Origin of the sequence: Paeniglutamicibacter sp. NPDC091659, assembly GCF_044756805.1 — a bacterium.
Taxonomy (GTDB): Bacteria; Actinomycetota; Actinomycetes; order Actinomycetales; family Micrococcaceae; genus Paeniglutamicibacter.
The window spans coordinates 281828-303596 of sequence record NZ_JBIVTO010000007.1; the positions used below are offsets into that span (position 1 = coordinate 281828).

Annotated in this window: 14 protein-coding genes; 4 read left to right on the plus strand and 10 right to left on the minus strand. The window is 65.4% G+C overall.

Annotation, left to right across the window (positions count from 1 at the left end; genetic code table 11):
• Position 1: 1 nt before the first annotated feature.
• Entirely contained in the window at positions 2 to 1096 is a 1095-nt protein-coding gene (locus ACIQLF_RS14700; RefSeq protein WP_400299784.1) for a PP2C family protein-serine/threonine phosphatase, read from the plus strand.
• Positions 1097 to 1187: 91 nt separating this feature from the next.
• Entirely contained in the window at positions 1188 to 3527 is a 2340-nt protein-coding gene (gene ligA / locus ACIQLF_RS14705) for an NAD-dependent DNA ligase LigA (protein ID WP_400299787.1), read from the plus strand.
• A gap of 90 nt (positions 3528 to 3617) precedes the next feature.
• Here ligA and ACIQLF_RS14710 read toward each other — a convergent pair whose 3' ends face one another.
• The 3 genes from ACIQLF_RS14710 to ACIQLF_RS14720 form a co-directional block, all read right to left on the minus strand.
• Positions 3618 to 7559: a Pls/PosA family non-ribosomal peptide synthetase gene (locus ACIQLF_RS14710; protein ID WP_400299790.1), complete on the minus strand. Its 3942-nt coding sequence runs from the start codon at positions 7557 to 7559 to the stop codon at positions 3618 to 3620.
• 251 nt (positions 7560 to 7810) lie between these two features.
• Positions 7811 to 9184: a diaminobutyrate--2-oxoglutarate transaminase family protein gene (locus ACIQLF_RS14715; RefSeq protein ID WP_400299793.1), complete on the minus strand. Its 1374-nt coding sequence runs from the start codon at positions 9182 to 9184 to the stop codon at positions 7811 to 7813.
• Positions 9185 to 9726: 542 nt separating this feature from the next.
• Positions 9727 to 11052 carry an aspartate kinase gene (locus ACIQLF_RS14720; protein ID WP_400299796.1) on the minus strand — a complete coding sequence of 442 codons (1326 nt, stop codon included), beginning with the start codon at positions 11050 to 11052 and terminating at the stop codon, positions 9727 to 9729.
• Between the two features lie 932 nt (positions 11053 to 11984).
• On the opposite strand from ACIQLF_RS14720, the gene ACIQLF_RS14725 reads away from it, so the two are divergent.
• Complete coding sequence (locus tag ACIQLF_RS14725) at positions 11985 to 12884, plus strand: inositol monophosphatase family protein (RefSeq protein WP_400299799.1); 900 nt, start codon at positions 11985 to 11987, stop codon at positions 12882 to 12884.
• A 146-nt stretch (positions 12885 to 13030) separates the two neighbouring features.
• On the opposite strand, the gene ACIQLF_RS14730 is transcribed toward ACIQLF_RS14725, so the two are convergent.
• From ACIQLF_RS14730 to ACIQLF_RS14760, 7 genes are all read right to left on the minus strand, one after another.
• Positions 13031 to 13822: a glucosamine-6-phosphate deaminase gene (locus tag ACIQLF_RS14730; RefSeq protein WP_400299802.1), complete on the minus strand. Its 792-nt coding sequence runs from the start codon at positions 13820 to 13822 to the stop codon at positions 13031 to 13033.
• Between the two features lie 20 nt (positions 13823 to 13842).
• The gene (locus ACIQLF_RS14735; protein ID WP_400299805.1) at positions 13843 to 14883 is read right to left on the minus strand and encodes an ROK family protein; all 1041 of its coding nucleotides are present in this window, start codon (positions 14881 to 14883) and stop codon (positions 13843 to 13845) included.
• The gene (locus ACIQLF_RS14740) at positions 14880 to 16391 is read right to left on the minus strand and encodes a glycoside hydrolase family 3 N-terminal domain-containing protein (RefSeq protein WP_400299807.1); all 1512 of its coding nucleotides are present in this window, start codon (positions 16389 to 16391) and stop codon (positions 14880 to 14882) included. Before ACIQLF_RS14740 ends, ACIQLF_RS14735 begins: the two co-directional genes overlap by 4 nt.
• Complete coding sequence (locus ACIQLF_RS14745; RefSeq protein WP_400299810.1) at positions 16391 to 17230, minus strand: carbohydrate ABC transporter permease; 840 nt, start codon at positions 17228 to 17230, stop codon at positions 16391 to 16393. The genes ACIQLF_RS14740 and ACIQLF_RS14745 overlap by 1 nt, the downstream gene beginning before the upstream one ends.
• A gap of 1 nt (position 17231) precedes the next feature.
• Positions 17232 to 18200 carry a carbohydrate ABC transporter permease gene (locus ACIQLF_RS14750; RefSeq protein ID WP_400299812.1) on the minus strand — a complete coding sequence of 323 codons (969 nt, stop codon included), beginning with the start codon at positions 18198 to 18200 and terminating at the stop codon, positions 17232 to 17234.
• Between the two features lie 102 nt (positions 18201 to 18302).
• Positions 18303 to 19691, minus strand: a complete 1389-nt coding sequence (locus ACIQLF_RS14755) for an extracellular solute-binding protein (protein WP_400299815.1) — start codon at positions 19689 to 19691, stop codon at positions 18303 to 18305.
• A 74-nt stretch (positions 19692 to 19765) separates the two neighbouring features.
• A complete protein-coding gene (locus tag ACIQLF_RS14760; RefSeq protein WP_400299818.1) occupies positions 19766 to 20917 on the minus strand; it encodes an ROK family protein in 1152 nt (383 codons plus the stop codon).
• A 236-nt stretch (positions 20918 to 21153) separates the two neighbouring features.
• Here ACIQLF_RS14760 and ACIQLF_RS14765 point away from each other — a divergent pair, with 236 nt between their 5' ends.
• On the plus strand, positions 21154 to 21678 hold the full coding sequence (locus tag ACIQLF_RS14765) for a GNAT family N-acetyltransferase (RefSeq protein ID WP_400299820.1): 525 nt from the start codon (positions 21154 to 21156) through the stop codon (positions 21676 to 21678).
• Positions 21679 to 21769 lie beyond the last annotated feature (91 nt).

Genomic DNA, 21769 nt, shown 5'->3' on the forward strand with positions numbered 1-21769 from the left:
CATGCGCACACACATGGGCGGAATCCACGGCGGGGCACTGACCGACATCGGGTTGCGGCGCGCCGTGAACGAGGACGCCGTGCTCAGCGCCCGGAGCATCTTTGCCGTGGCCGACGGCATGGGCGGACACGAGGCGGGGGACCTCGCCTCCCGGCTGTGCATCGAAACGCTGGCGGAGATCGCCGTGGACCCGGCGGCCGTCGGGCCTTCGGGGCTGCCGCACGCGCAGGCGGTGCTGGCCCAGGTCGAACGGGCCGATGCGATGATCCGCAGCGCCATCGGTTCCCGCGGCGGGACCACGCTCTGCGCGCTTGCCCTGGTCAGCTGCGAACCCGGCGGCGGCACCTGGCCGCAGGAAAAACCCGTGGCCACCACCCTTGAGCTGCCCGTCCAACCCGATGCCGCTGCGGCGCCGGAGGCGGACGTGTCCCCGGCGCGCTACCTGGAGACGGTCCAGGAGGCGCATGTCCACCCCGGGGACGCGGTGTTCCACCATGGGACCGCCGGAGCCGCGGAGCCCGTGCCGACCACCGACGTGCTGCCCTACGTGCCCGTGCCCGGCGCCGGAACCCCCGCCGTGACGCGGCTGGATGACGGGGAACAAGACTCCGCCGCCCAGGCCGACGCACCTCTTGGCCACGCGTCCCGGAACCCCGAGCCGGGCCACGAACCCGCGGTGCGGCTGATGCTGCTGAACGTGGGCGATTCCAGGGGCTACCGCCTGCGCGAGGGGAAGCTGACCCAGCTGACGCTCGACCACTCGGCGGTCCAGGAGCTCATCGACGCTGGAACCATCACCGAGGCCGAGGCCCGCATCCACCCGCAACGCAACCTGATCACCCGTGCGCTGGGCGCCGGGGGAAACTCGGTCCCGGACTCCCAGTTCCACGAGCCGGTGGCCGGGGACCGCTACCTGCTGTGCAGCGACGGGCTCACCGGCGAGGTCGACCCCGCCGGCATCGAACGCATCCTCAGCCAGACCCCGGACCGTGCCGAGGCCATGGCCAGGCTCGTCGATGCGGCCCTGGCCAGCGGAGGCCGGGACAACATCTCGGTCGTCATCGTCGACGTTTCGGAGCCGGGCAGCACGGACTGACGCGGTCCGCGCGGCACCCTGCCACGCCCCACCGCGCCACGGTGGCGCCCGCCTCATCCCGCGATCCGCGTTCGTGGGGCAAAATGGGAGGGTGAGCCACCAAGAAGCGACCCAGCCCGCAACCACGACCCAGCAGCCTGAACCCTTCCCGGGCCCCGACCCGACCGGGGACTTCGCCTCCGGCGACGGACTGCCCAGCGAGGCCCTGCGCGCCGAGTACCAGGACCTGGTCGACGAGGTCCGCAAGCACCGCGCCGCGTACTACAACGACGACGCTCCGCTGATTTCCGACGCGGAGTTCGACCAGCTGTACTCGCGGCTGGAACTCATCGAGGCGCAGCACCCCGCCATCGTCGCCAACGACTCGCCCACCCAGGAAGTCGGCGGCGAGGTCTCCGCCGCGTTCACCCCGGTGGAGCACCTCTCGCGCATGTACTCGCTGGAGGACGTGTTCTCGCTGGAGGAGGTCGTCGCCTGGGGCGAAAAGACCATGGCCAACGCCGCGCTGCGTGCCGCCGGGCACGAGCTGAAATGGCTCTGCGAGGTCAAGATCGACGGCCTGGCGGTGAACCTGCTCTACCGCAACGGCAAACTGGTGCGCGCCGCAACCCGTGGGGACGGCTACACCGGCGAGGACGTCACGCACAACGTGCTGACCATCAAGGACATCCCCACCCAGCTCGCGGGGGCGGACTGGCCCGATGAGGTCGAGGTGCGCGGGGAGATCTTCATCCCCTCACGCGAGTTCGACGCCTACAACGAGGCGCTGATCGAGGCGGGCAAGGCGCCGCTGGCCAACCCGCGCAACGCCGCGGCCGGATCCATCCGGCAGAAGGACCCCGCGGAGACAGCCAAGCGCCCGCTGAAGATGTTCGTGCACGGCCTGGGCGTGCGCGCCGGGCTCGACGCCGCCACCCAGTCGGAGACCTACGCGCTGATGGCCTCCTGGGGGCTGCCGGTCTCCCCGTACTCCAAGGTCGTCGACACGCTCGACGAGGTCCTGGGGTTCATCGCCGCCAACGGCGACCACCGCCACGACCTGCTGCACGAGATCGACGGCATCGTGGTGAAGACCGACGCGTTCGAGATCCAGCGCAACCTGGGCTTCACCTCCCGCGTGCCGCGCTGGGCCGTGGCCTACAAGTACCCGCCGGAGGAGGTCAACACCAAGCTGTTGGACATCCAGGTGCAGGTGGGCCGCACCGGGCGGGTCACCCCGTTCGGCATCATGGCACCCGTCAAGGTCGCCGGATCCACCGTGGAACGCGCCACGCTGCACAACCAGGACGTCGTCAAGGCCAAGGGCGTGCTGATCGGCGACACCGTGATCCTGCGCAAGGCCGGCGACGTGATCCCGGAGATCGTCGGCCCCGTGCTGGCGCTCCGCGACGGCAGCGAACGCGAATTCGTCATGCCGACCACCTGCCCCTCCTGCGGCTCGCCGCTGGCCCCGGCCAAGGAGGGCGACGTGGACATCCGCTGCTCCAACGCCGAATCCTGCCCGGTGCAGCTGACCGAGCGCGTTGCCCACCTGGGCGGGCGCGGCGCCTTCGACATCGAGGCGCTGGGCTACGAGGCCGCCCAGGCACTGACCGTCGGCCCGGGCCCGGACCCGGCCGAGAACGGCGGGGTCATCGCCCCGGCCGGCCCCGGGCCGATCACCAGCGAGTCGCAGGTCTTCGCGCTGGCCCAAAGCCATCCGGACCCTGCCCTGCGCGAGGCGCTGGCCGGCGTCAACGTGTGGCGCGAGATCAGATCCAAGGGCGAGGGCACCGGCAAGTTCCAGCTGGTCCCGTACTTCTACACCAAGGCCACCGCCAAGAAGGAATCCGTCCCGTCCAAGACCACCGAGAAGCTGTTCACGGAGCTGGACAAGGCCAAGGGCCAGCCGCTGTGGCGGGTGCTGGTCGCGCTGTCCATCAGGCACGTGGGCCCCACCGCCTCGCGCGCCATGGCCACCAAGTACGGTTCGATGGAAAACATCCGCGAGCAGCTGCGGGCGCCGGACGCCCGCGAGGCCTTGGCCGAGGTCGACGGGGTCGGCGCGATCATCGCCGACGCGCTGATCGAGTGGTTCTCCGTCGACTGGCACAACCGGATCGTCGACGAATGGGCGGACGCCGGGGTGCAGATGAAGGACGCGCAGGACGAGTCGATCACCAAGCACCTCGAGGGAATGAGCATCGTGGTCACCGGCACCCTGCCGACCTACAGCCGCGATGCGGCGAAGGAAGCGATCATCGTCCGAGGCGGCAAGGCCGCCGGCTCGGTCTCCAAAAACACCGCCTACCTGGTGGCGGGGGAGGCCGCCGGGTCCAAACTGGACAAGGCGGTCAGCCTGGGCGTGCAGGTGCTCGACGAGGAAGGCTTCAAGCTGCTGCTCGACGGCGGGCCCGAAGCCGTCGAGGGGCGCCCGAACCCCGAGGCCTGATCGATCCGCCCGTCGGCCTGCCCGGCCTTCGGCTACACAAGTCAACGGCCCCCGTCTCCGAAGCGGAGACGGGGGCCGATGTCATGCGGATCATGCGCGCCGCGCCAGGTGCCGGCCCTTTGCCTTGGCCGGTTGCGCATTGCCCACCATGTAGGAGGACAGGTCCTGGGCGGGGTTGCCGCCGTAGAAGCCGTCCTTCGGCACGTCGGTCCCCTTCATCAGGAACGAATCGGCATCCAGCACGGACCCGTCGTTCATGGTGACGCCGTAGTGCACAAACCCGTTGACACCGACCGTGCACTTGGAGCCGATGCTGATGGCGTCGAGCTTAAACGCCCCGTCCTCCATGGAGTGGCACTGGATGGAGGTTCCGGCGTTGAGGTTCGTGTCATCGCCGATGCTGACCAATGTCTTTTCCGGGATTCCGCACCCGTCATCGAACAGCCTCTTGCCCACGCGCACGCCCAGGCAGCGCCATATGAACGGCTTGATCGGCGTGCCGTTGAACGCGTTGAGGTAACCCCCGACGGAGAACTTCCAGAAGCGTTCGTGGTACCAGAAGTGTTCGTCGTAGATGGAGCAGAAACGCGGCACGAGCGGGTGGCCGATCAGCGTGATGCGTTCGATGACGATGGCCAGCGCGATCAGGAACACCCCGATGAGCATCAGGCCAACGGCAACAACCGGTGCGCCGTAACCCTCGAACCAGGTGAGGGTCATCGACCCCAGCCACAGCGCCACGAAGGCGTAACCCCACAGCGTCGTGAGGTAGATCGCCAAGGTCCAGGCATTGTGCCGGTTCTTGGCCGGAAGGCGCGTGGCCAGTTCCTGGGCCGACTTCATCTCGTCGAAGGCCGCATCGCGCTGGACGGACCGAGGGATCTCAAAGCAGGGGGAGCCCAGGAGCCCGATCCCTTCCCGGACGGGGCCGTCGACCGGGACCATGGCCTTGGTTCCGAAGAGCACATTTTCGCCGGTCTTGCCGCCCGGGGGGTAAACCACCTCGTTGCCGAAGAAGTTGGTGCCGCCGATCGCATTCGGCATGACCTGGAACGAGGAGTTCGACACCCCGGTGGTCATGATCGACAGGCCATCGGAAACCATGGTCCCGGAGCCGACGGTGACCATGAACGGGCTGTCCTCCTTGAGCTCGACCCCGTAGTTGGAACCGGTCTGGACCAGGTTCGGCTGTTTGTATCCGATCAGCCGCAGGTAGTAGACAATCAGCGAACTGTCGCCCGTGAGGTGCCGGTAGAACTTGAGGCCGGTCAGCCGCGTGATCATTCCCGTGACGATGAAGTGGAAGCCGTAAAGCGGGTAGACCTTGTGGGGTTTCACAAAGAGGTTCAGCACCCTCGGAATGACCGCCACCGCGATCAGGCCCGTGATGATTGCACCGAACAACAGGATGAAGGAAAGCACGGCCAACTCGGCGTAGAACCCGCCGACGTCGTTCCAGAGCAAACCGGAGCGCAGGTAGTCGGGCAGCAACAACGCGACCACTGTGATGGCTACGGGGGCGACCAAGACGAGCCTGTTGAAGACGACACCCACACTGTAGATGATCTTCCGCCTTCGACTGCACAACGTGGGCGCAACGGAACGGTAGTCGGCATCTGTTCGTTGAGCCGGCGAGCCATGCCAGTGCTCGTTGTCCGGCACTGCCTGTCCGCGTTGCAGCGAGGAAGTATGACCCAGCTGGGTGTTGTCGCCCATCACCGTATCGATATCCAGGACGGTTTTTTCACCCACCATGACGTTCTTGCCCAGTGTGACTGGACCTACCTGGATCACCCCGCGGTAGGCACGGTATCCGGTGTAGAAGCAGTCCTTGCGGACCACCGAATCATCGCCGATTCTCAGCAGGTCGGTGCACACCGGCACGGAGGTGGAGAAGAGGACCACGTTGCGCCCGATCTTGGCTCCCAGGGCACGCAGGTAGAAGTTATACAACGGCGTTCCTGCGAACATGCGCAAAGGGTTGCTGCTGATCAGGGTCTTGACGAACCAGAACTTCACGTACCGCAGGGACCAGATCTGGAGTTCGTGGGCGCGCCAGCGACCCACCAGTATCCATTTCAGGGCGATGGGCGCCACGGAAAGGGCGATGAACAGTATCCATCCAAACACAAAGGACCTGAGCGCGGTTTGCCACACATCGGGTGCCGCCGCCGCCCACTCGTAGCCGACGACCATCAAGACGATGCCCGCGTAGAAATAGCCCATGGAAATCAGGAACTGCAAGATCCCGCACATGACAAACTGGCGGGTGGTGGCCCAAGAGTTTGCCGCAGGTTCGGGAAACATCACCGGCAGGACGGCGGCCGGCCGGTCAACTGCCAACACCCCGGCCAGCGATTCGATCGTCGGGTTTTGGTAGATGTCCCTCATGGCCAAGGCCGGGAGGGAAGTGTTTTTACGAATGTTTGAACAGAAGTAGGCCAGCAACAGGGAATTGGCGCCGAGGTCGGTGAAGAAGTTCGCCTTGGTGGAAACCTGCGCGACACCCAAGACCTCGGCCATGGCGGTAGCCAGCAGCTCCTCGGTGTCGGTGGCGGGCGCCGTGTATTCCTCAGTGCCGGTGCTGGATCGTTGCGAGGTCGGCGGCGGCAGTTTTTTCCTGTCGGCCTTGTGGCTGGGCAACAGCGGAATGGTTTCCAACTCCTCCAAGTACGCAGGAACCATGTAGCCCGGCAGCCGGTCTTGCAGGTGCGCCCGCAATGCCGCCTTGTCGAGTTCTTCGGTGTCGTTGCGCAGGCTGTAGTACGCAACCAGCTCGAGCACGCCGGGCGACGACTCGTAGGTGTCGACCACGGCCTGGGCGACCCCGGGAACCTGCAGCAGCACCGACTCGATCTCGGTGAGTTCGATCCGGTAGCCGCGGATTTTCACCTGCGTGTCGATGCGGCCAAAATACTCGATTTCCCCTGCGGCGTTGATTCGGCCGAGGTCTCCGGTGCGGTAGATCCGGCCCGAGGGATTGTTCTCGATCTCCAGGAAATCAGAGATGAACGCCTTGTCGGTCAGGTCGTCGCGCTTGACGTAGCCCCTCGCCAACCCGATGCCGGCCAACCCGATTTCGCCCAGTGTCCCCACGGGCAGGGCCACGGGCTTGCTCGGATCGAGGATGACCACCGCGTAGCTGGGCAGCGGGATTCCCAGGGTGACGGGATGCGTCGGGTCGACCACCGAGTAGGTGGCCGTGACGGTGGCCTCGGTCGGACCATAGACGTTCAGGAAACGGCGTCCGGGCCGGTGCCAGCGCAGGATCAGGTCGCGCGGACAGGCTTCACCCGACACCAAGAGGAACCTGAGGCCGGGGATGTCCTCATCCAGCGTCGCCAGCAGCGTCGGCACACAACAAATGGCCGAGATTCGCTTGGCGACCAAGAAATCTGCCAATTCCGCACCCAGCAACGTGGTGCCGCTGGGCTTGGGAACCAACGTGCACCCGGACATCCAGGGGACCCAGATTTCCTCGACGGAAAAGTCGAAGGCGATGGTCATGCCCTGGTATACCCGGTCCATTTCCTGGAACCCGTATGAATCAGCGGCAACCCGCACGAAATTGCAGATGCTGGCATGTTCGATCGCCACACCCTTGGGGCGACCGGTGGTTCCCGAGGTGTAGATGACGTAGGCAAGCTGCTCGGTTGCCGAGCCCTTTTCTTCGGCGGTCAATCGTGCCTCGTCGAAGCCCGCAATCTGGGCGTCTTCCTCGTCCAACGACGAAACGGGGGCGATGACCTCGGTGAGTTTCTCCCTCAAGTGAGACAGCGTCAGCACCATCGAGGCATCGGCGTCGGCAATGATGTAGGAGAGCCGGTCCGCCGGGTATCCGGCATCCAAAGGCACGTACGCGGCGTGGATCTTCAGCACCGCGAGCATTCCCACGAAGGATCGCACCGATTCATCGAAGAGCAGCGCGATCTTGTCGCCTGGGCGGCATCCGCGCGCGAGCAGGTATCGGGCGAGCTGGTTGGCTCGGCCATCCAGTTGGTCGTAGGTAAGGGTCAGTGTGCCGGCATCCACGGCCAAGTGCGAGCCCCGACCGGTTTCCCGTAACCGGTCACACTGCTCTTCAAAGAGCTGGTCCAACCGTTCACCGGGATGCCACCTGGCTCCCTGGTTGTTACCGGAAGCGACCAAGACTTGGCCATGCATCAAACTCATAGGTTCCGGAGTCTTTTCAAGGATCGTGCTGACGACAATTTTCTTGCGCACAAGGATCTCCTTTCCGCGCGTGCAGCCGCCGACTATGCCCAGGCAGCCAAGGTGTGGGCTTAAACGGCCTTCGACTCCAGTTGGTCAATGCAGTCGACAAGGATGCGGCAGGCGGCGTCCATGATCTCCTCGGTAACGTTGAGCGGGGGAAGCAACCTCACAACACAGCCGCCACGGCCACCCAGCTCCAGGATCAGCCCTCGCCTGAGTGCTTCGGCCTGCACCTCAGCGGCCAGGTCGCCGGCCGGGAGACCGCTGGAGGGATGCATCAGCTCAATGCCCAGCAGCAATCCCTTGCCACGGATTTCCCGAACCCACGGATGCTGCTGCAACGGTGCCAGAAGGTCCATGCATTGTTCGCTGCGCCGGACGACGTTGCCCAGGACATCGTCGCGCTTGATGATCTTCACGGCCTCAACGCCGGTGGCGAAGGCCAGTTGGTTGCCGCGGAAGGTCCCGGTATGAGCACCGGGAGCCCAGACGTCCAACTCCTCGTCGTAGATGATCAGCGCAATCGGCAAGCCCATGCCGCTGAGCGCCTTCGAGGCTACGATGACATCGGGCTCGATGCCGTACTGCTCAAAGGAGAACCAAGTCCCACTCCGCCCGCAGCCTGTCTGGACTTCGTCGACAATCAGTGGGATACCCAGCTCACGGGTCACTTCGCGCACCCGCTGGGCGAATTCAATCGTGGCAGGAATTGCTCCGCCTTCGCCTTGGACAAGTTCCATAATCACCGCGGCGGGCAGGGGAATGCCACTGAGGTCGTCCTTCAGCGAATGCTCCAGGTAGGTGGCGCAATTCGTGCTGCAGGTCTCCCGTGTAAGCCCAAGCGGACATCTGGAACAGTACGAGTAGGGGAAGAAATGGATCCCCGGCAGGCCGTTGCTCACGGGCTCCTTTTGGGACACCAAACCGGTCAGTGCCATGCCCGCGGCCCCGCTACCGTGGAAGCCCCCCTGGAAGCTGATGATGTCCCCTCGACCGGTCGCCGTCTTGCACAGCTTGATTGCTGCGTCGACGGCGTTGGTTCCCGTGGGGCCACAAAAATGGATCTTCATCCGGTCACGCATGGTGGCAGGAAGCATTGAAAGCTGTGCTTCGATGAAGGCGTCCTTTGCCGGCGTCGGAAAGTCCAACCCGTGGGTCAGGACGGAGAGCTGCTCCGTGGCTGCGCCAACCAGCTCCGGATGGTTATGCCCGAGTGAGAGAACCCCCGCCCCGGCAAGGAAGTCAATGAAAACATTGCCATCAACATCCCGGACAAAACTGCCGGCTGCTTCGGCAATGGCGATCGGCAAATGACGTGGGTACGTACGGGCATTGGATTCCCTGGTTGCTTGGCGTGCAAGCAATTCGGCGGATCGCGGGCCGGGTATGGGCCCTGACACGAAAGGCCCGGTCAAGTCGACTAGCTCAGATTGGAATGGCATGGAATTCTCCGATCACGACGGCTGCTTCTTGGGTATGGATGAAGTAGTTTTCGGGCGGCTTTATCCGCGCAAACTGCGGTTCAAGTCGGTGCGGGGCGTTTCGCATGGTGCTCGCGAATACCCACTACTTCTCCAATTTCCCGGTTGGCCGAAGGAACCAGCTGGCGAATCCCGTGTGACGACCATAGAACGATGCTTGTTGTCTTTTCACGCGAATTCAATGTCAAGAACGGAGCATTTGGAATGCGCCGCACCTTTGTCGAACCAGGTGATTGCGCCATGTTGAGAAAGAATCTTTCAAGGTACCTGCAAGGGCTCCGCGGGAAAGGGGCAGGATCGATGGGCGTTGAATTCCATCGAACCGATGCCTGAGGGACCGGGGTGGCGGTCCGTGTTGTGACCGAAACCCCAACCATCGGGCAACCATTTGAGGAGCCGATGAGTTGAACCATGGAAAGAACCTTTGCTAGAGCAATGTTTGGAAGTGGTCCTGGCCTTGAAGCGTTCGGGTGTCTCAAGGCCAGGAGCCAGATGGCGTCCGCCTACCCGATGAGCAAGTCACCGGATAAACGGAACTCTTTGTGAACCGCACGAATTGCCTGATCCAGCATTCCGATTTCTGTCACCGCGGAAATACGGGTGTCTGAATTCGAAATCAGCCGAAGGCCGATTCCAGCTTCCGAAAGCGCACTCATGAACCGGCAGAAAACGCCGGGGTCATTGAGCATCCCGGATCCGATCAGGGAAAGCCTGCCGACCTCATCGCACTGCAAGGAACGGAAGTCGATGGCGCTCTGCGCCTCGGAGAGTGCTTTGACGATCGGTTGTCCCAGAGAACTGGGCACCGTGAAAGCGATGTCGGGGCGGTGACCGGCTGCGGCATGGTTTTGTGTGATCATGTCGGGACAGGCATTTGCAGCGGCCGTGATGCGGAATATCTGTGCTGCCGTGCCCGGCAGGTCAGGCACACCGGCGACGGTAATCTGGACTGCCGAACGGTCATCCGTGACACATCGGATAAATGGCTGTTCCAAGGATTCGGAATCGGGATACAGGAGCTCGTCCTTGGCCGTGGCGACTACCAGGGTCCCTTCGCCCTTGTCGAACGAAGAACGCACGTGGATCGAGACACCGAAGCGACGGGCGTACTCGACACAGCGCAATTGCAGTACCTTTGCTCCGCCCGCAGCCAGCTCCAACATCTGTTCATTGGAGATCATGTCGATCTTTTGTGCAAGGGGGACGACGCGCGGGTCAGCAGTGTAGACACCGTCGACATCTGAGTAGATTTCACAAACTCCGGCGTTTAGGGCCGCGGTCAGGGCAACTGCGGATAAATCCGATCCGCCCCGTCCCAGAGTTGTGACCTCGTTGGTTCTGCGGCTTGTCCCCTGGAACCCGGTCACGATGGGGATCTCGCCACGGTCCAAGGCATCGCGCACCCGCTGCGGATATACTCCGACGATGCGCGCTTTGCCATGGGTTTCGTCCGTGATAACGCCAGCCTCGTTGCCCGTGAAGACATGGGGGGAAGCCCCAAGACTTGAAATGGCAATGGCCAGCAATGCAACCGAGATCCGTTCGCCTGTGCTCAGCAACAGGTCGAGTTCGCGGGATGGCCGCAACGGTGCGACTCCAGCGGCGAGATCCAACAATTCGTCGGTGGTGTCGCCCATGGCCGAAAGAACCACGGCCACAGGATGTCCAGCAAGATGGGTGTCCACGATTCTTCGGGCAACCCGCTGAATACCTTCAATGTTCTCGATCGATGAGCCGCCGTATTTTTGAACGATCAGGCTATCGCCGGCGAGAGATGGAGGGAACCCCTGATTCCCAACTCTCCAACTTACGCGAGTGTTTAATTGCATTGGAACGACCTGTCACCACAACAAGATATGTTTTCTCCCCGAGATCCCCAGATTTGCAGAGAAACCGGCAAATCGAGGACTCGGCATCTCCACTTCGAATGAGTGGGCTCGACTAATCGATATTTTCGGTTCGAATACTTAGATAAAGTCGCCGATGGTTGTTATGTCCCTCAAGTTGGCACGGCAACCATTTCGGCCACCAGTCTGACACCGGTTAAACGGGGATTCAAGACTTCCACCAGCCATGACAAGAATGTATGCGAAATCTTGACGTTGGCCCGTATTCTCCCCCTACGCCGGGACTCCGGAACAGGGTGGTTCCGATGTCCTTCGGTGAGGTAGACCGGATCCAGTCACCGGCAATTGAGGCTGGGCAGAAACTTGGCTCTGAGCTGGGGCTAGCAGCAAATTATGCCAACGCTTGTTCAAATTGAAACCCGAGCCGATACCGTGCCTTCCTCGGGGGAATCCAGCTTTTCGACCAAATGGCTGCTGTACGGCGAAGCCAAAAGGCTACAGGGAACATCAATCCCATTAAGAATCTTGGTATGGAAACCGTCCTTGCCTACACCAAAGATAACGGTGGCGCCTTCAATATCAGCTGGCGGGCGCCCTGGGCCGTACCTCATGTACGGATTCCGTTGCGGAAACTTGGTTTGGCCGGGCGACATCTTGGGTTCTTCGGTTGCCGACTCCGCCGGTTGGAGGCGTTCAGATGGCCTCGACGTCGACTCCGCAAGGCCCTTGGGGCGTCGCGCTCTGCGACTCCTAGCCCAGGAACTGTTGCGGTGAATCACTGCTATCGAGTGCAGTTTGGGTACGCTCGACATGTCCGGGCACGACGGATTCCACACGCTGTCTTGCCGGCCGGCCAGCCCCGCACAACGGGCGGCAGATCCCCAGAAGCCGCATTTCGATCCCAGGAGCAGCACATGAACCAGCACCCAAAGCACCTGCACTCGGCCAACGCCGGGGTGTCGGCCGTCCCGCTGGAGGGTGCGGACCTCGTGGCCCAACTGCTCGGAATTGCCCGTGAGGCGGCCGCTGCGGGTGCTGCGGTATTGGCCGAGCGCGGCCGGTCCCGGGTCGCCGCGGACACCAAGACTGCCGCGGGGGACTGGGTGACGGACTACGACCGGAGGGCGGAAGTTGCTGTGCGCGATGTCATCGCCGCTGCCCGGCCCGACGACTCGATCACCGGGGAAGAATATGGCCGAACCGTCCCGCAGCTGCCATCGGGCTACCGGTGGTCGATCGACCCGTTGGACGGAACCGCGAACTTTGTCCGCGGCATCGTGTATTACTGCACCTCGGTGGCTGTTTACGGCCCGGACCACGGGGCGCCGGGGACCGGGCGTTGGCTGGCAGCCGCCATCAATGCTCCGGCCCTGGGCAGCGAGTACTACGCGGCGGCAGGTTCAGGTGCCTGGCTGGCCGAACCTCACCATGGAGTCCGTGCCGGTGGACAGCTTGTTGGCGAACCGCGGCCGGTGATGCGGTTGCACGGCGGCGACAGGGAGGAAGCCGGCCGGTTGCTGGCCACTGGCTTTGGCTACGACGCGGACCGCCGGCAGTTCCAGGTGGGCGCACTGCTGGGGCTCATGCCGGGCTTCGCGAATGTGCGGAGGCTGGGATCGGCTGCCCTGGACCTGTGTCTGGTGGCCGACGGCACGCTGGACGCCTATGCGGAGTACGGCACGCAGGAATTCGACTGGGCGGCGGGTGCACTGATCGCCGAGGAGGCGGGCATCCCGGTGCTGCGGCCTGTCGGCGAACCGGGGTGGCAGGCAGCCGGACACTTTGATTTCACGGCGCTGCCGTCGGCCGAATAGCAGGCACCTGCAGCTACGGGCACCGGCAGTGCCGGGCATCTGCACGACAGAGACACGCAAAGAGCCTCTTCCGCACGGTGGATATCCACCGTGCGGAAGAGGCTCTTGCATTCACCGGGACCCGGGTGCGGCCGGATCGGGCGGTGCTAGATGCCGAACTGGAGTCCCGCGGCGGCATCGTCGTAATAGGCACGGTTCTTCAGGTGGGCCGCGGCGGCCTCGTCGAGCACCACCACGGCATCCGGGTGAAGCTGGAGCACCGAGCCGGGGCAAGAAGCCGAGAGCGGACCCTCGACGGCCGCGGCAATCGCCTCGGCCTTGTGGCTGCCGGTGGCGATGAGCACCAGGCGGCCGGCTTCCTGCACGGTGCCCAGGCCCTGGGTCACGCAGTGGGTCGGGACCTGGTCCAGGCCGTCGAAGAAGCGCGCGTTGTCCTCGCGGGTCTGCGAGGCCAGGCGCTTGATGCGGGTGCGGCTGCGCAGCGAGGAGGCAGGCTCGTTGAAGCCGAGGTGGCCGTTGGCGCCGATGCCCAGGATCTGCACGTCGACTCCGCCGGCGGCCTTGATGGCCTCGTCGTAGGCGGCGGCCTGCTTGGCGATCTGCTCAACGGTTTCGCCGTTGCCGTTGGGCACGTTCAGCCCGGACTCGGGCAGGCCGATCACGTTGCAGACCTCGCGGATCAGCGTCTGGCGGTAGGACTGCTCGTGCGTGTTGTTCAGGCCGACGTACTCATCGAGCGCGAAGCCGCGGGCGGCGGAGAAATCGACCTCCCCGCGCTGCGCAGCGGCGGCCAGTTCGGCGTAGAGCCCCAGCGGCGACGACCCGGTGGCCAGGCCCAGCACCGGGCTTCCCGTGCCGTAGGCCCGCAAGCCATCGAGCACTGCCGATGCGGCAAACGCCGCGGCTTCCTCGGGGGTGTCGACGATCAAAACTTCCATGTAAACGTGTTCCTTCAGTGCTAAAGCTGGCCTCGTGCCGGCAGCAGCGCCGCACCAAGGGCGGCGACCGGTACATCGGAGGGCAGCAGTTCAAAGCGGTCGGCCAGCTCCAACGATGCGACGAAGTCGGAGGCCGCCGCATCACGGGTCAACTCCGAGCGTATCCCGTTCTCCAGTGCGTTTCCCAACGCGCACAGTCCGCCACCGAGCACGATCCGCTCGGCGCCGGTGGTCAGCACCAGCAGTTGGAGGGAGAGCGCGATCCCGTGGCAGAGCACCTGCGCGGCGTGCGCGGCCACGGGGTCCCCGGCGGCCGCGGCGGCAAAGGGATCGCGCCCACGGCCACCCGGCACCCGCCACAGCCTGTCCAGCGCCGAGCCGGAGGCCAGCGTCTCCAGGCAGCCGAACTGGCCGCACGTGCAAAGGGACCCGCCGGCCACCGGGAAGTGGCCGATTTCCCCGACGATTCCGTCACGACCGCGTAACACTTGGCCGTCGCGGACCACGGCCGCGGCCAGGCCGGTGCCGAGGTTCAGGTACGCAAGGGTGCTGCTCTCGGCGAAAGTCCCGGTGCGCGCAGTGCGTGCCGTGGATGCAGCGGCCGCGGCCGGCTCTCCGGACCTGGCGCGCAGCAGCGCATCGGCGCCGAGCGCGGCGGCCTTCACGTCGTTCTCGATGCTGACGTCCATGTCCAGCGCCTCGGACAGCCCCCGGCGAAGGTCCACGGAGTCGACCCCGAGGTTTACCGCGTGGCGCACCAGGCCGCTGGCCGGATCCACGAGCCCCGGCATGCACGCCCCGGCACGGGCCGGCAGGTCGCCGTGTGTGAGTGTGGTCCTTGCGGTGCCGGTGCCGGTGCCGGCGGCCGCATGGAACCCCGCAACCGCGAACTCCGCGGCCGAGACCTCGGCGATCGCCGCCTTGGCCAGCATCGCAGCCACCGCGATGACCTCGCCCGGGCCGTACCCGGACGGGGCGGTGTGCAGGGCGGCCACCGAGCCGTCGTCGTGCAGGATCGCGGCGGCCGTCTTGGTGCCGCCGATGTCCACTCCCAGCCTCATGCCCTCGTTCCACCGGTCGAATCGCGGGTTGCGCTTCGCGGGGCGAGCAGCCCGACCAGCGCGGCGGAGACGGTCAGCGAGGCGCCGAAGGTGACAAGGTCGGCGCCGCCGCGCGGCCAGCCGCATTCAACGACGATGACCCGCTGGCCGTCGGACCGCAGCTCTTCGGCGAGCTTCCGGACCGGGTGCCCGGCATCCAGGCCGCGGCCGATCAGCGCGATCTTGGCGTGCCGGTCCACGGCGTCGAGGTCCGTGTGCGCGCCGACCGCGGCGGCGCCCCAGGGCACGTGGCCCACGGCCATGTTCGCCTCGGAGTCGACCTGCACCAGCGCCGGGGCGGCGGGGTCGGCCAGCCATTCATGAGCGGCGGGGGAGAGATCGAAGGCCGCGGTGATGGCGGCTGCGTCAGGTGCCTGCCCGGTCCCGGTGGGTGCAGCCGGAGGGTAGGCGGCGGCCAGTTCCGCGGTGCGGCGTGCGGCGTCGCGCAGCCGGGCCAGCGGCAGGTCGCCCGCGCGGACCGCCGCGACGATCGTGTCGAGGATGTCCTCGTAGCGTTCGGCCGAGGTTTCCGAGCCCAGGCAGAGCAGGTCGGCGCCGGCGGCCAGCGCGCGCACGGCGGCCACCTCGATGCCGGTGATCGCGCAGGCGCCGGCCATGTCCAGCGCGTCGGTGATGACCGCGCCCTCGAAGCCCATGGAATCGCGCAGCAGCTCGCCCAGCACGGCCCGGGAGAAGGTCGCGGGGTTTTGTGCGTCCAGCGCCGGGACCATGATGTGGCTGGTCATGATGCTTGCCGTGCCGGCGGCGATGGCCGCGGCGAAGGGCGCCAGCTCGCGGTCCCGCAGCGTCTCGAGGTCCACGTCGATGGTCGGCAGGGCAAGGTGCGAGTCGGTGGCGGTGTCCCCGTGGCCGGGGAAGTGCTTGGCGCAGGCAGCGACGCCCGCCTCCTGCAGGCCCGCCACCCAGGCCGCGGTGTGTTCGGCGACCAGAGGGGCGTCGGCGCCGAAGCTGCGCACGCCGATCACCGGGTTCCCTGGGTTGGAGTTCACGTCGGCATCGGGGGCAAGGTTCAGGTTGAAGCCCAGCGCCGCCAGCTCGTCGGCGATCGCCGCGGCGGAGGCGGCGGTGGTAGCCGGGTCGTTGATGCGCCCGAGCACGGCGTTGCCCGGCTGGTTGGACCCGGTGAGGTAGTGCAGGCGGGTGACGTCCCCGCCCTCCTCGTCCAGGGTCAGCAGCACGCTGGGCGACGCGGCGCGCAGCTGGCCCATGAGCTCGGCAAGCTGCGCGGGGGAGGTGAGGTTGGTGCCGTAGATGCACACCGAGCCCAGTCCCGCATCAAGCGCGGACCCGACCCAGGCCGGCATCGTCGTGCCGGTGAAGCCGGGCATCAGGGTGCCGGCGGCAAGGACGCGAAGCCCGGCGTCGGACATTGAATGGGACTCGGACATCGACGCGGCGTCGGACACAGGGGCGGCAGCTGCTTCGGTTGCGGGGATCGAACGGTTCATCAGCCCTTCACCGCCCCGCCGACCAGGCCCGAGGACATCTTGGACTGCACGATCATGAAGAAGATGATCACCGGGACCGCGACCAGCATGGAGGCCGCCATGACGAGGCCCCAGTCGGTTTCGCGGGTGGCGGAGGCCTGCACGAATCCGCGCAGCCACAGCGGCAGCGTCTTCATCTGGTCCTCGGTCATCACCACCAGGGCGACGGTGAATTCGTTCCACGCCTGCAGGAACGCGTAGACGCCGGAGGCGACCAGGCCCGGGGCCAGCAGCGGGAAGGTGATGCGCATGAACGCCTGGGTGCGGGAGAGGCCGTCGACCATGCCCGCCTCCTCGAGCTCCGCCGGGACGCCGGCGACGAAGCCGCGCAGCATCCAGATGGTGAACGGGATGACGGCGGCGGTGTAGAGCAGGGTGAGGCCCAGCACGTTGTTCAGCAGGCCCACGGAGCTCATCATCTTGTACTGGGCGATGAACATGCCCTCGGCCGGCAGCATCTGGATCAGCAGCATCGCCAGGATGAAGGACTTGCGGCCCTTGAACTTGAACCGGCTGATCGCCAGCGCGCCCAGGAACGCGACGAACAGCGCCACGGCCACGGTGGTCAGCGTGACGGTCAGCGAGATGCCCAGCGCCGCGACGAACTTGCCGTCGGCGAAGACCGCCGTGAAGTTGTCGAACGATCCGCCGAAGGGCAGGAACGTCGGGGTGGCCGACTGCAGCACCGCGTTGGGCAGGAAGGACGAGTTGAACATCCAGTAGACGGGGAAGGCCCAAGCGACGGCGACGACGAGCGCAACGGTCGTCCAGATGCCGGTCGAGATCGATTTAAGCCGCATTCTAGTCTTCCTCCTTCATCAGCGAGCGCACGTAGTACCAGCTGATGGCAATGGTGATGATGAGCATCAGGATGGACACGGCGCTTGCCGCGCCGAAGTCGCCGGAGCCGACGCCCATTTGGTAGATGTAGGTGCCCAGCAGATGGGTCTCGTTGGCCACGCCGCCGGCGTCCTGGAGCAGCTTGATCTGGGTGAACACGCGCAGGTCCCAGATCAGCTGCAGCAGCAGCACGATCGAGAGGACCGGGGTGATCAGCGGCATGATGATGTACCGGATGCGCTGGATTCCGGTGGCGCCGTCCATGGCCGCGGCCTCCAGCACCTCCTCGGAGATCTGGGTCAGGCCTGCGTAGATGCTCAGCGCCACGAACGGCACGGACATCCAGACGACGATGAGCAGCGCTATGGCGAAGAAGGTGAGCGGCTCGGCGAGCCAGTTGTGGCCCTCGGCATCGAACCCGAAGCGGGTCAGCATCCAGTTCAGCACGCCCCGGCGCCAGTCGACCAGCCAGACCCAGACGGTCATGGCCGCGACCACCGGCATGGACCAGGCCAGCAGCATGGAGACCTGCAGGGCCAGCCGGGAGACGGTTCCCACGCGCTTCATGAGGATCGCCAGGAGGAATCCGATGACCACGGTGATGCCTGCGGCGAGCAGGCAGAAGAGCAGGGAGCGGCCCAGGATGACCCAGAAGTTGGGGTCGGCCAGCAGCGCCGTGTAGTTGTCGAGCCCGACGAATTCGGGTGGTGCGCCGAATTGCTGCTTCAGGCCGAACTTCTGGAAGCTGGTGTAGATCTGCCAGCCCACGGGGTATCCCAGGGCCGCGACGAGGATGACCAACGTCGGGGCGATCAGCAGGAGCGGGGCCTTGGACTTGCGCTTCTTGACAATTGGAACGTGGATCTTGGCGCTGGCGGGTTCAACCTGTTGCGGTTGCTGCGCCGGCGGTGCCGGGGCGTGGGTGGGCATGAGCTACTTACGGCCTTTCGTCTCGGCGGAAGCCGACGTACGGGGGTGCTGCGCAAAATGGGGATGGCCGGGGCGAATTCGCGCCCCGGCCATCGACAAGTGCTACTTCAGGTTCAGCATCGGGGTGATCTGGGCGTCGTATTCCTTCGCCAGGGCCTCCAGATCGGCGGAGTCGCGGATCTTGCCGAAGAACTCCTCGAGCTTCATCGAGGATTCGACGGCCGCCCAACCCGGTGCGGCCGGGGTCAGCTTGGAGTTCGATGCCGAGGCGATGCCGGCCTTGGCGAACTGGTCGTCACCCATCGAGGCGTTGTTGTCCGAGTTCGCCGGGCCCAGTCCGTTCTTGCCAAGCATGTCCTGGTAGTCCGAGGAGAAGATGATGCGCATCAGTTCCTTGGCCAGTTCCGGGTTCTGGGACTTGGCGGAGATGCCGATGTTGGAGCCGCCGGCGAGGACCGGTGCGGGATTGCCGTCGTTGCCCGGGAGCACGAAGGCGCCGAACTTCTTGTCGTCCCAGGTGCGGACGTCCTTGCCGGTCTTGGCGTCCTTCTCCAGGTCGCCGATCGACCAGTGTGCCCATCCCGGGGCCATGATGGTGGCCGCGGCGAGCGAGGTCTTGCCGGTCGGCTTGCCCGCTTCGTCGAGGATCTGGTCGGCATCGTTGATGTAGAGCCAAGGGGTCGAGTCCTTGGCGTCGGCCGGGGCCTTGGAGGCGCTCTTGTACAGCTCCTGCAGCTGGGCCAGGCCCTTGAGGGTGTTCGGGTCCGAGAGGGTCGAGACCCACTGGTCGCCTTCCTTCTTGGCCAGCTCGCCGCCGTTGGCGAAGATCCAGGAGATGCCGTTGCGCCAGTCCTGGCCGCCGAGGAAGAAGCCGGAGAAGTTCTTGATGTCACGCGGGTTCTTCTCGGTGATGGTCTTCACCGCGGAGTTGAATTCGTCCAGGGTCTTGGGTGTCTCGACGCCGGCTTCCTTCCAGACGTCGGCACGCTGGAACATGTAGCGCGAGCCGGCGTAGTAGGGAAGGGTGAACTTCTTGCCGTCGACCGAGCCGGCCTCGACGAAGGACGGGATCAGCTTGGCGCCGCCGAGCTCGTCGAACATGCCGGAGATGTCCAGGAAGGCGCCGATGTTGGTGAACGTCGGGGACTGGGTGTTGCCCATTTCCACGACGTCCGGGGTGTTGTTGGCATCGGGCAGCGCGGTGGTCATCTTGGTGACAAGGTCGCCCCAGCCCTGCTCCTCGATCTTGAGCGTGGCCCCGGTCTTGGTCTTGAAGGTGTCCTTCAGGTACGTGCGAAGCTCGTCCGGGGTGTCGCCGCCGGCCAGCCACAGGGTGATGGTCTTGTCCGCATTGCCGGCCGGATCGCCGGCCGCCGCGGAACCGGTGGATGTCGGTGCGGAGGAGGCAGCTGGTGCCCCGCTGCCGCCGCAAGCGGTCAGGGAGAGTGCCGCGGCGGTCGTGAGGGCTGCAAGCCCAAGGTACTTCTTCATTGGAGATCCTTTCGGAGGGTGGTTGGGCTTACTGCGAGTAATCCCATGCGAAGGGTCGTGCTGGTTAAAACGGGTCAGGCCACTCCCAGCTGGTTCCAAAGGACCATGACAGCGGTGCCACGCAGCACCACGTCCTGCGGTTCCTTGGCGAGGCGGACTTCCACCAGGGGTGGTCTGTGTGGAAGCATCCGTTCCGCCAGCGTTTTTTCAACGCTCTGGCGCAGGGTTCCTTCCAAAAGGTGTGCCGGGCCGCTGAGGACGACTTCGGCCAAGTCAAGGGCGCCGACGATGGGCGCGAGGGCGACGGCGAGGCGCTCGCCGGCGATCTGCAAGACGTTGTCGGCGGCTGCCTCGGGGTCCTCGAAGGCCGCGGCGGCCTCGAGCCCGCGTTCGAGGAACGGGACCGAAAGCCAGGTTTCCAGGCAGCCGCGCTTGCCGCACTTGCATTCGAGGCCGCCGTCGGTGCCGACCACGACGTGGCCGATTTCCCCGGCCGCCGAGTGCACGCCGCGGGCGCGCTGGCCGTTGACCATCAGGCCGGACCCCACGCCGCGGCCGACCTTGACCAGGATCATGTCGTTCGCGCCGCCCCCAAAGGTGAATTCGGCGAGAACCGCTGCATCCGCGTCGTTGGCAACGAGCGTGGGCAACCCGGTCTCCTGTTCGAGCAGTTCACGCAGCGGCAGGTCTTTCCAGTCGAGGTTCGGTGCCGTGAGCACCACCCCGTCGTGGTCGACGATGCCCGGGGTGCCGACGCCGATGCCCAGCAGCGGCGCGGTGGCGAGGTTGATGGCCCGGGTTGCCAGGCCCAGCACCAATTGGGTGACTTCCTGTCCCTTTTCATCCCCGGTGGTGGTTTCCACGCGGTGCAGGATGTTTCCGTCCAGGTCCAGGACGGCGGCGCGGAGCACCGAGTTCTCTGCGAGGTCCAGACCGATGATCTGCAGCCCCCGGCGGTTTAGATCGACCATGATGGCGGGTTTCCCGGGTCGGATTTTCTCGGACTGGCCGAGTTCGATGACGTGTCCGCGTTCGAGCAGTTCGGAGACCAGATCCGATACCGTGACGCGGGTCAGGCCGAGGGTGCGCGACAGGTCCGCGCGGCTCAGCGGCCCCGTTGAATGAAGCGTCTGCAGCACAAGAGACAGGTTGTGTGCGCGGCCGTGTGAGGGCAGTGCGGCCGCGCCTGTTGCCATGCTGCGCAGGGGGCCCCGTGAGGTGTTCATGGTTGTTAGTAAACTGTACTAACAAACAAACCGCAAGGGTGTCGGGTTATCTTCTTCCGTTGTGATCGAATTGTGACGTGGGGCAATGTGTCGAGAAGCCGGCGCGAGACGGCTCGCGCCGACACTGCCGAGGCGGCTCGGCGGCAGGCAGTTCGATGGCTTGACGTGCGTGAGCTTGGCTACATGCGCCGAGAATTTCCGGCCCGCCGGGCGTCCGGCTGTCACACTGGAAAGTGATGACTACAGCAACCCTCACCGATGCCAGCACCCTGACGATCCGTCCCGCAGCGGAGGCCGACTACCCGCACATTGCGCGGATCACCGTCGATTCCTACCTGGACGCGGGCCACTTCGACGACCCGGACCACGAATACCTGCAGTTCGTGCAGCAGGTTGCCGCGCGGCACGCGGCCTCCGAGATCCTCGTCGCCGAGCGCGACGGCGTCGTCATCGGCTCGGTCACCCTGGTGCGCCCGGGCAGCGAGTACGCCGACATCGCGCTGGAAGGCGAACTCGAATTCCGCATGCTGGTCATTGACCCCGCCGTGCAGCGCACCGGGGCCGGCCGCGCCCTGCTGAACGCGGTCATCGATCGTGCCCGCGAGATCGAGGACGTCCACACCGTCTCGCTGACCACCGGCGGCCACTGGGCTGCCGCCCGCGCCCTCTACGAGGCGGACGGATTCCACCACGCCTCCGAGCGCGACTGGTACGTGCCGAACACCGAGATCGTCCTGGTCGTTTACACGCTGGCGCTCTAGATGATTGATTCCAAGGGATGACTACGCGGGCAAGGGTGTCCAGACTCGAGGTGTAATCACCAACATTCGAACCTGGAGAGTTCTGATGGAC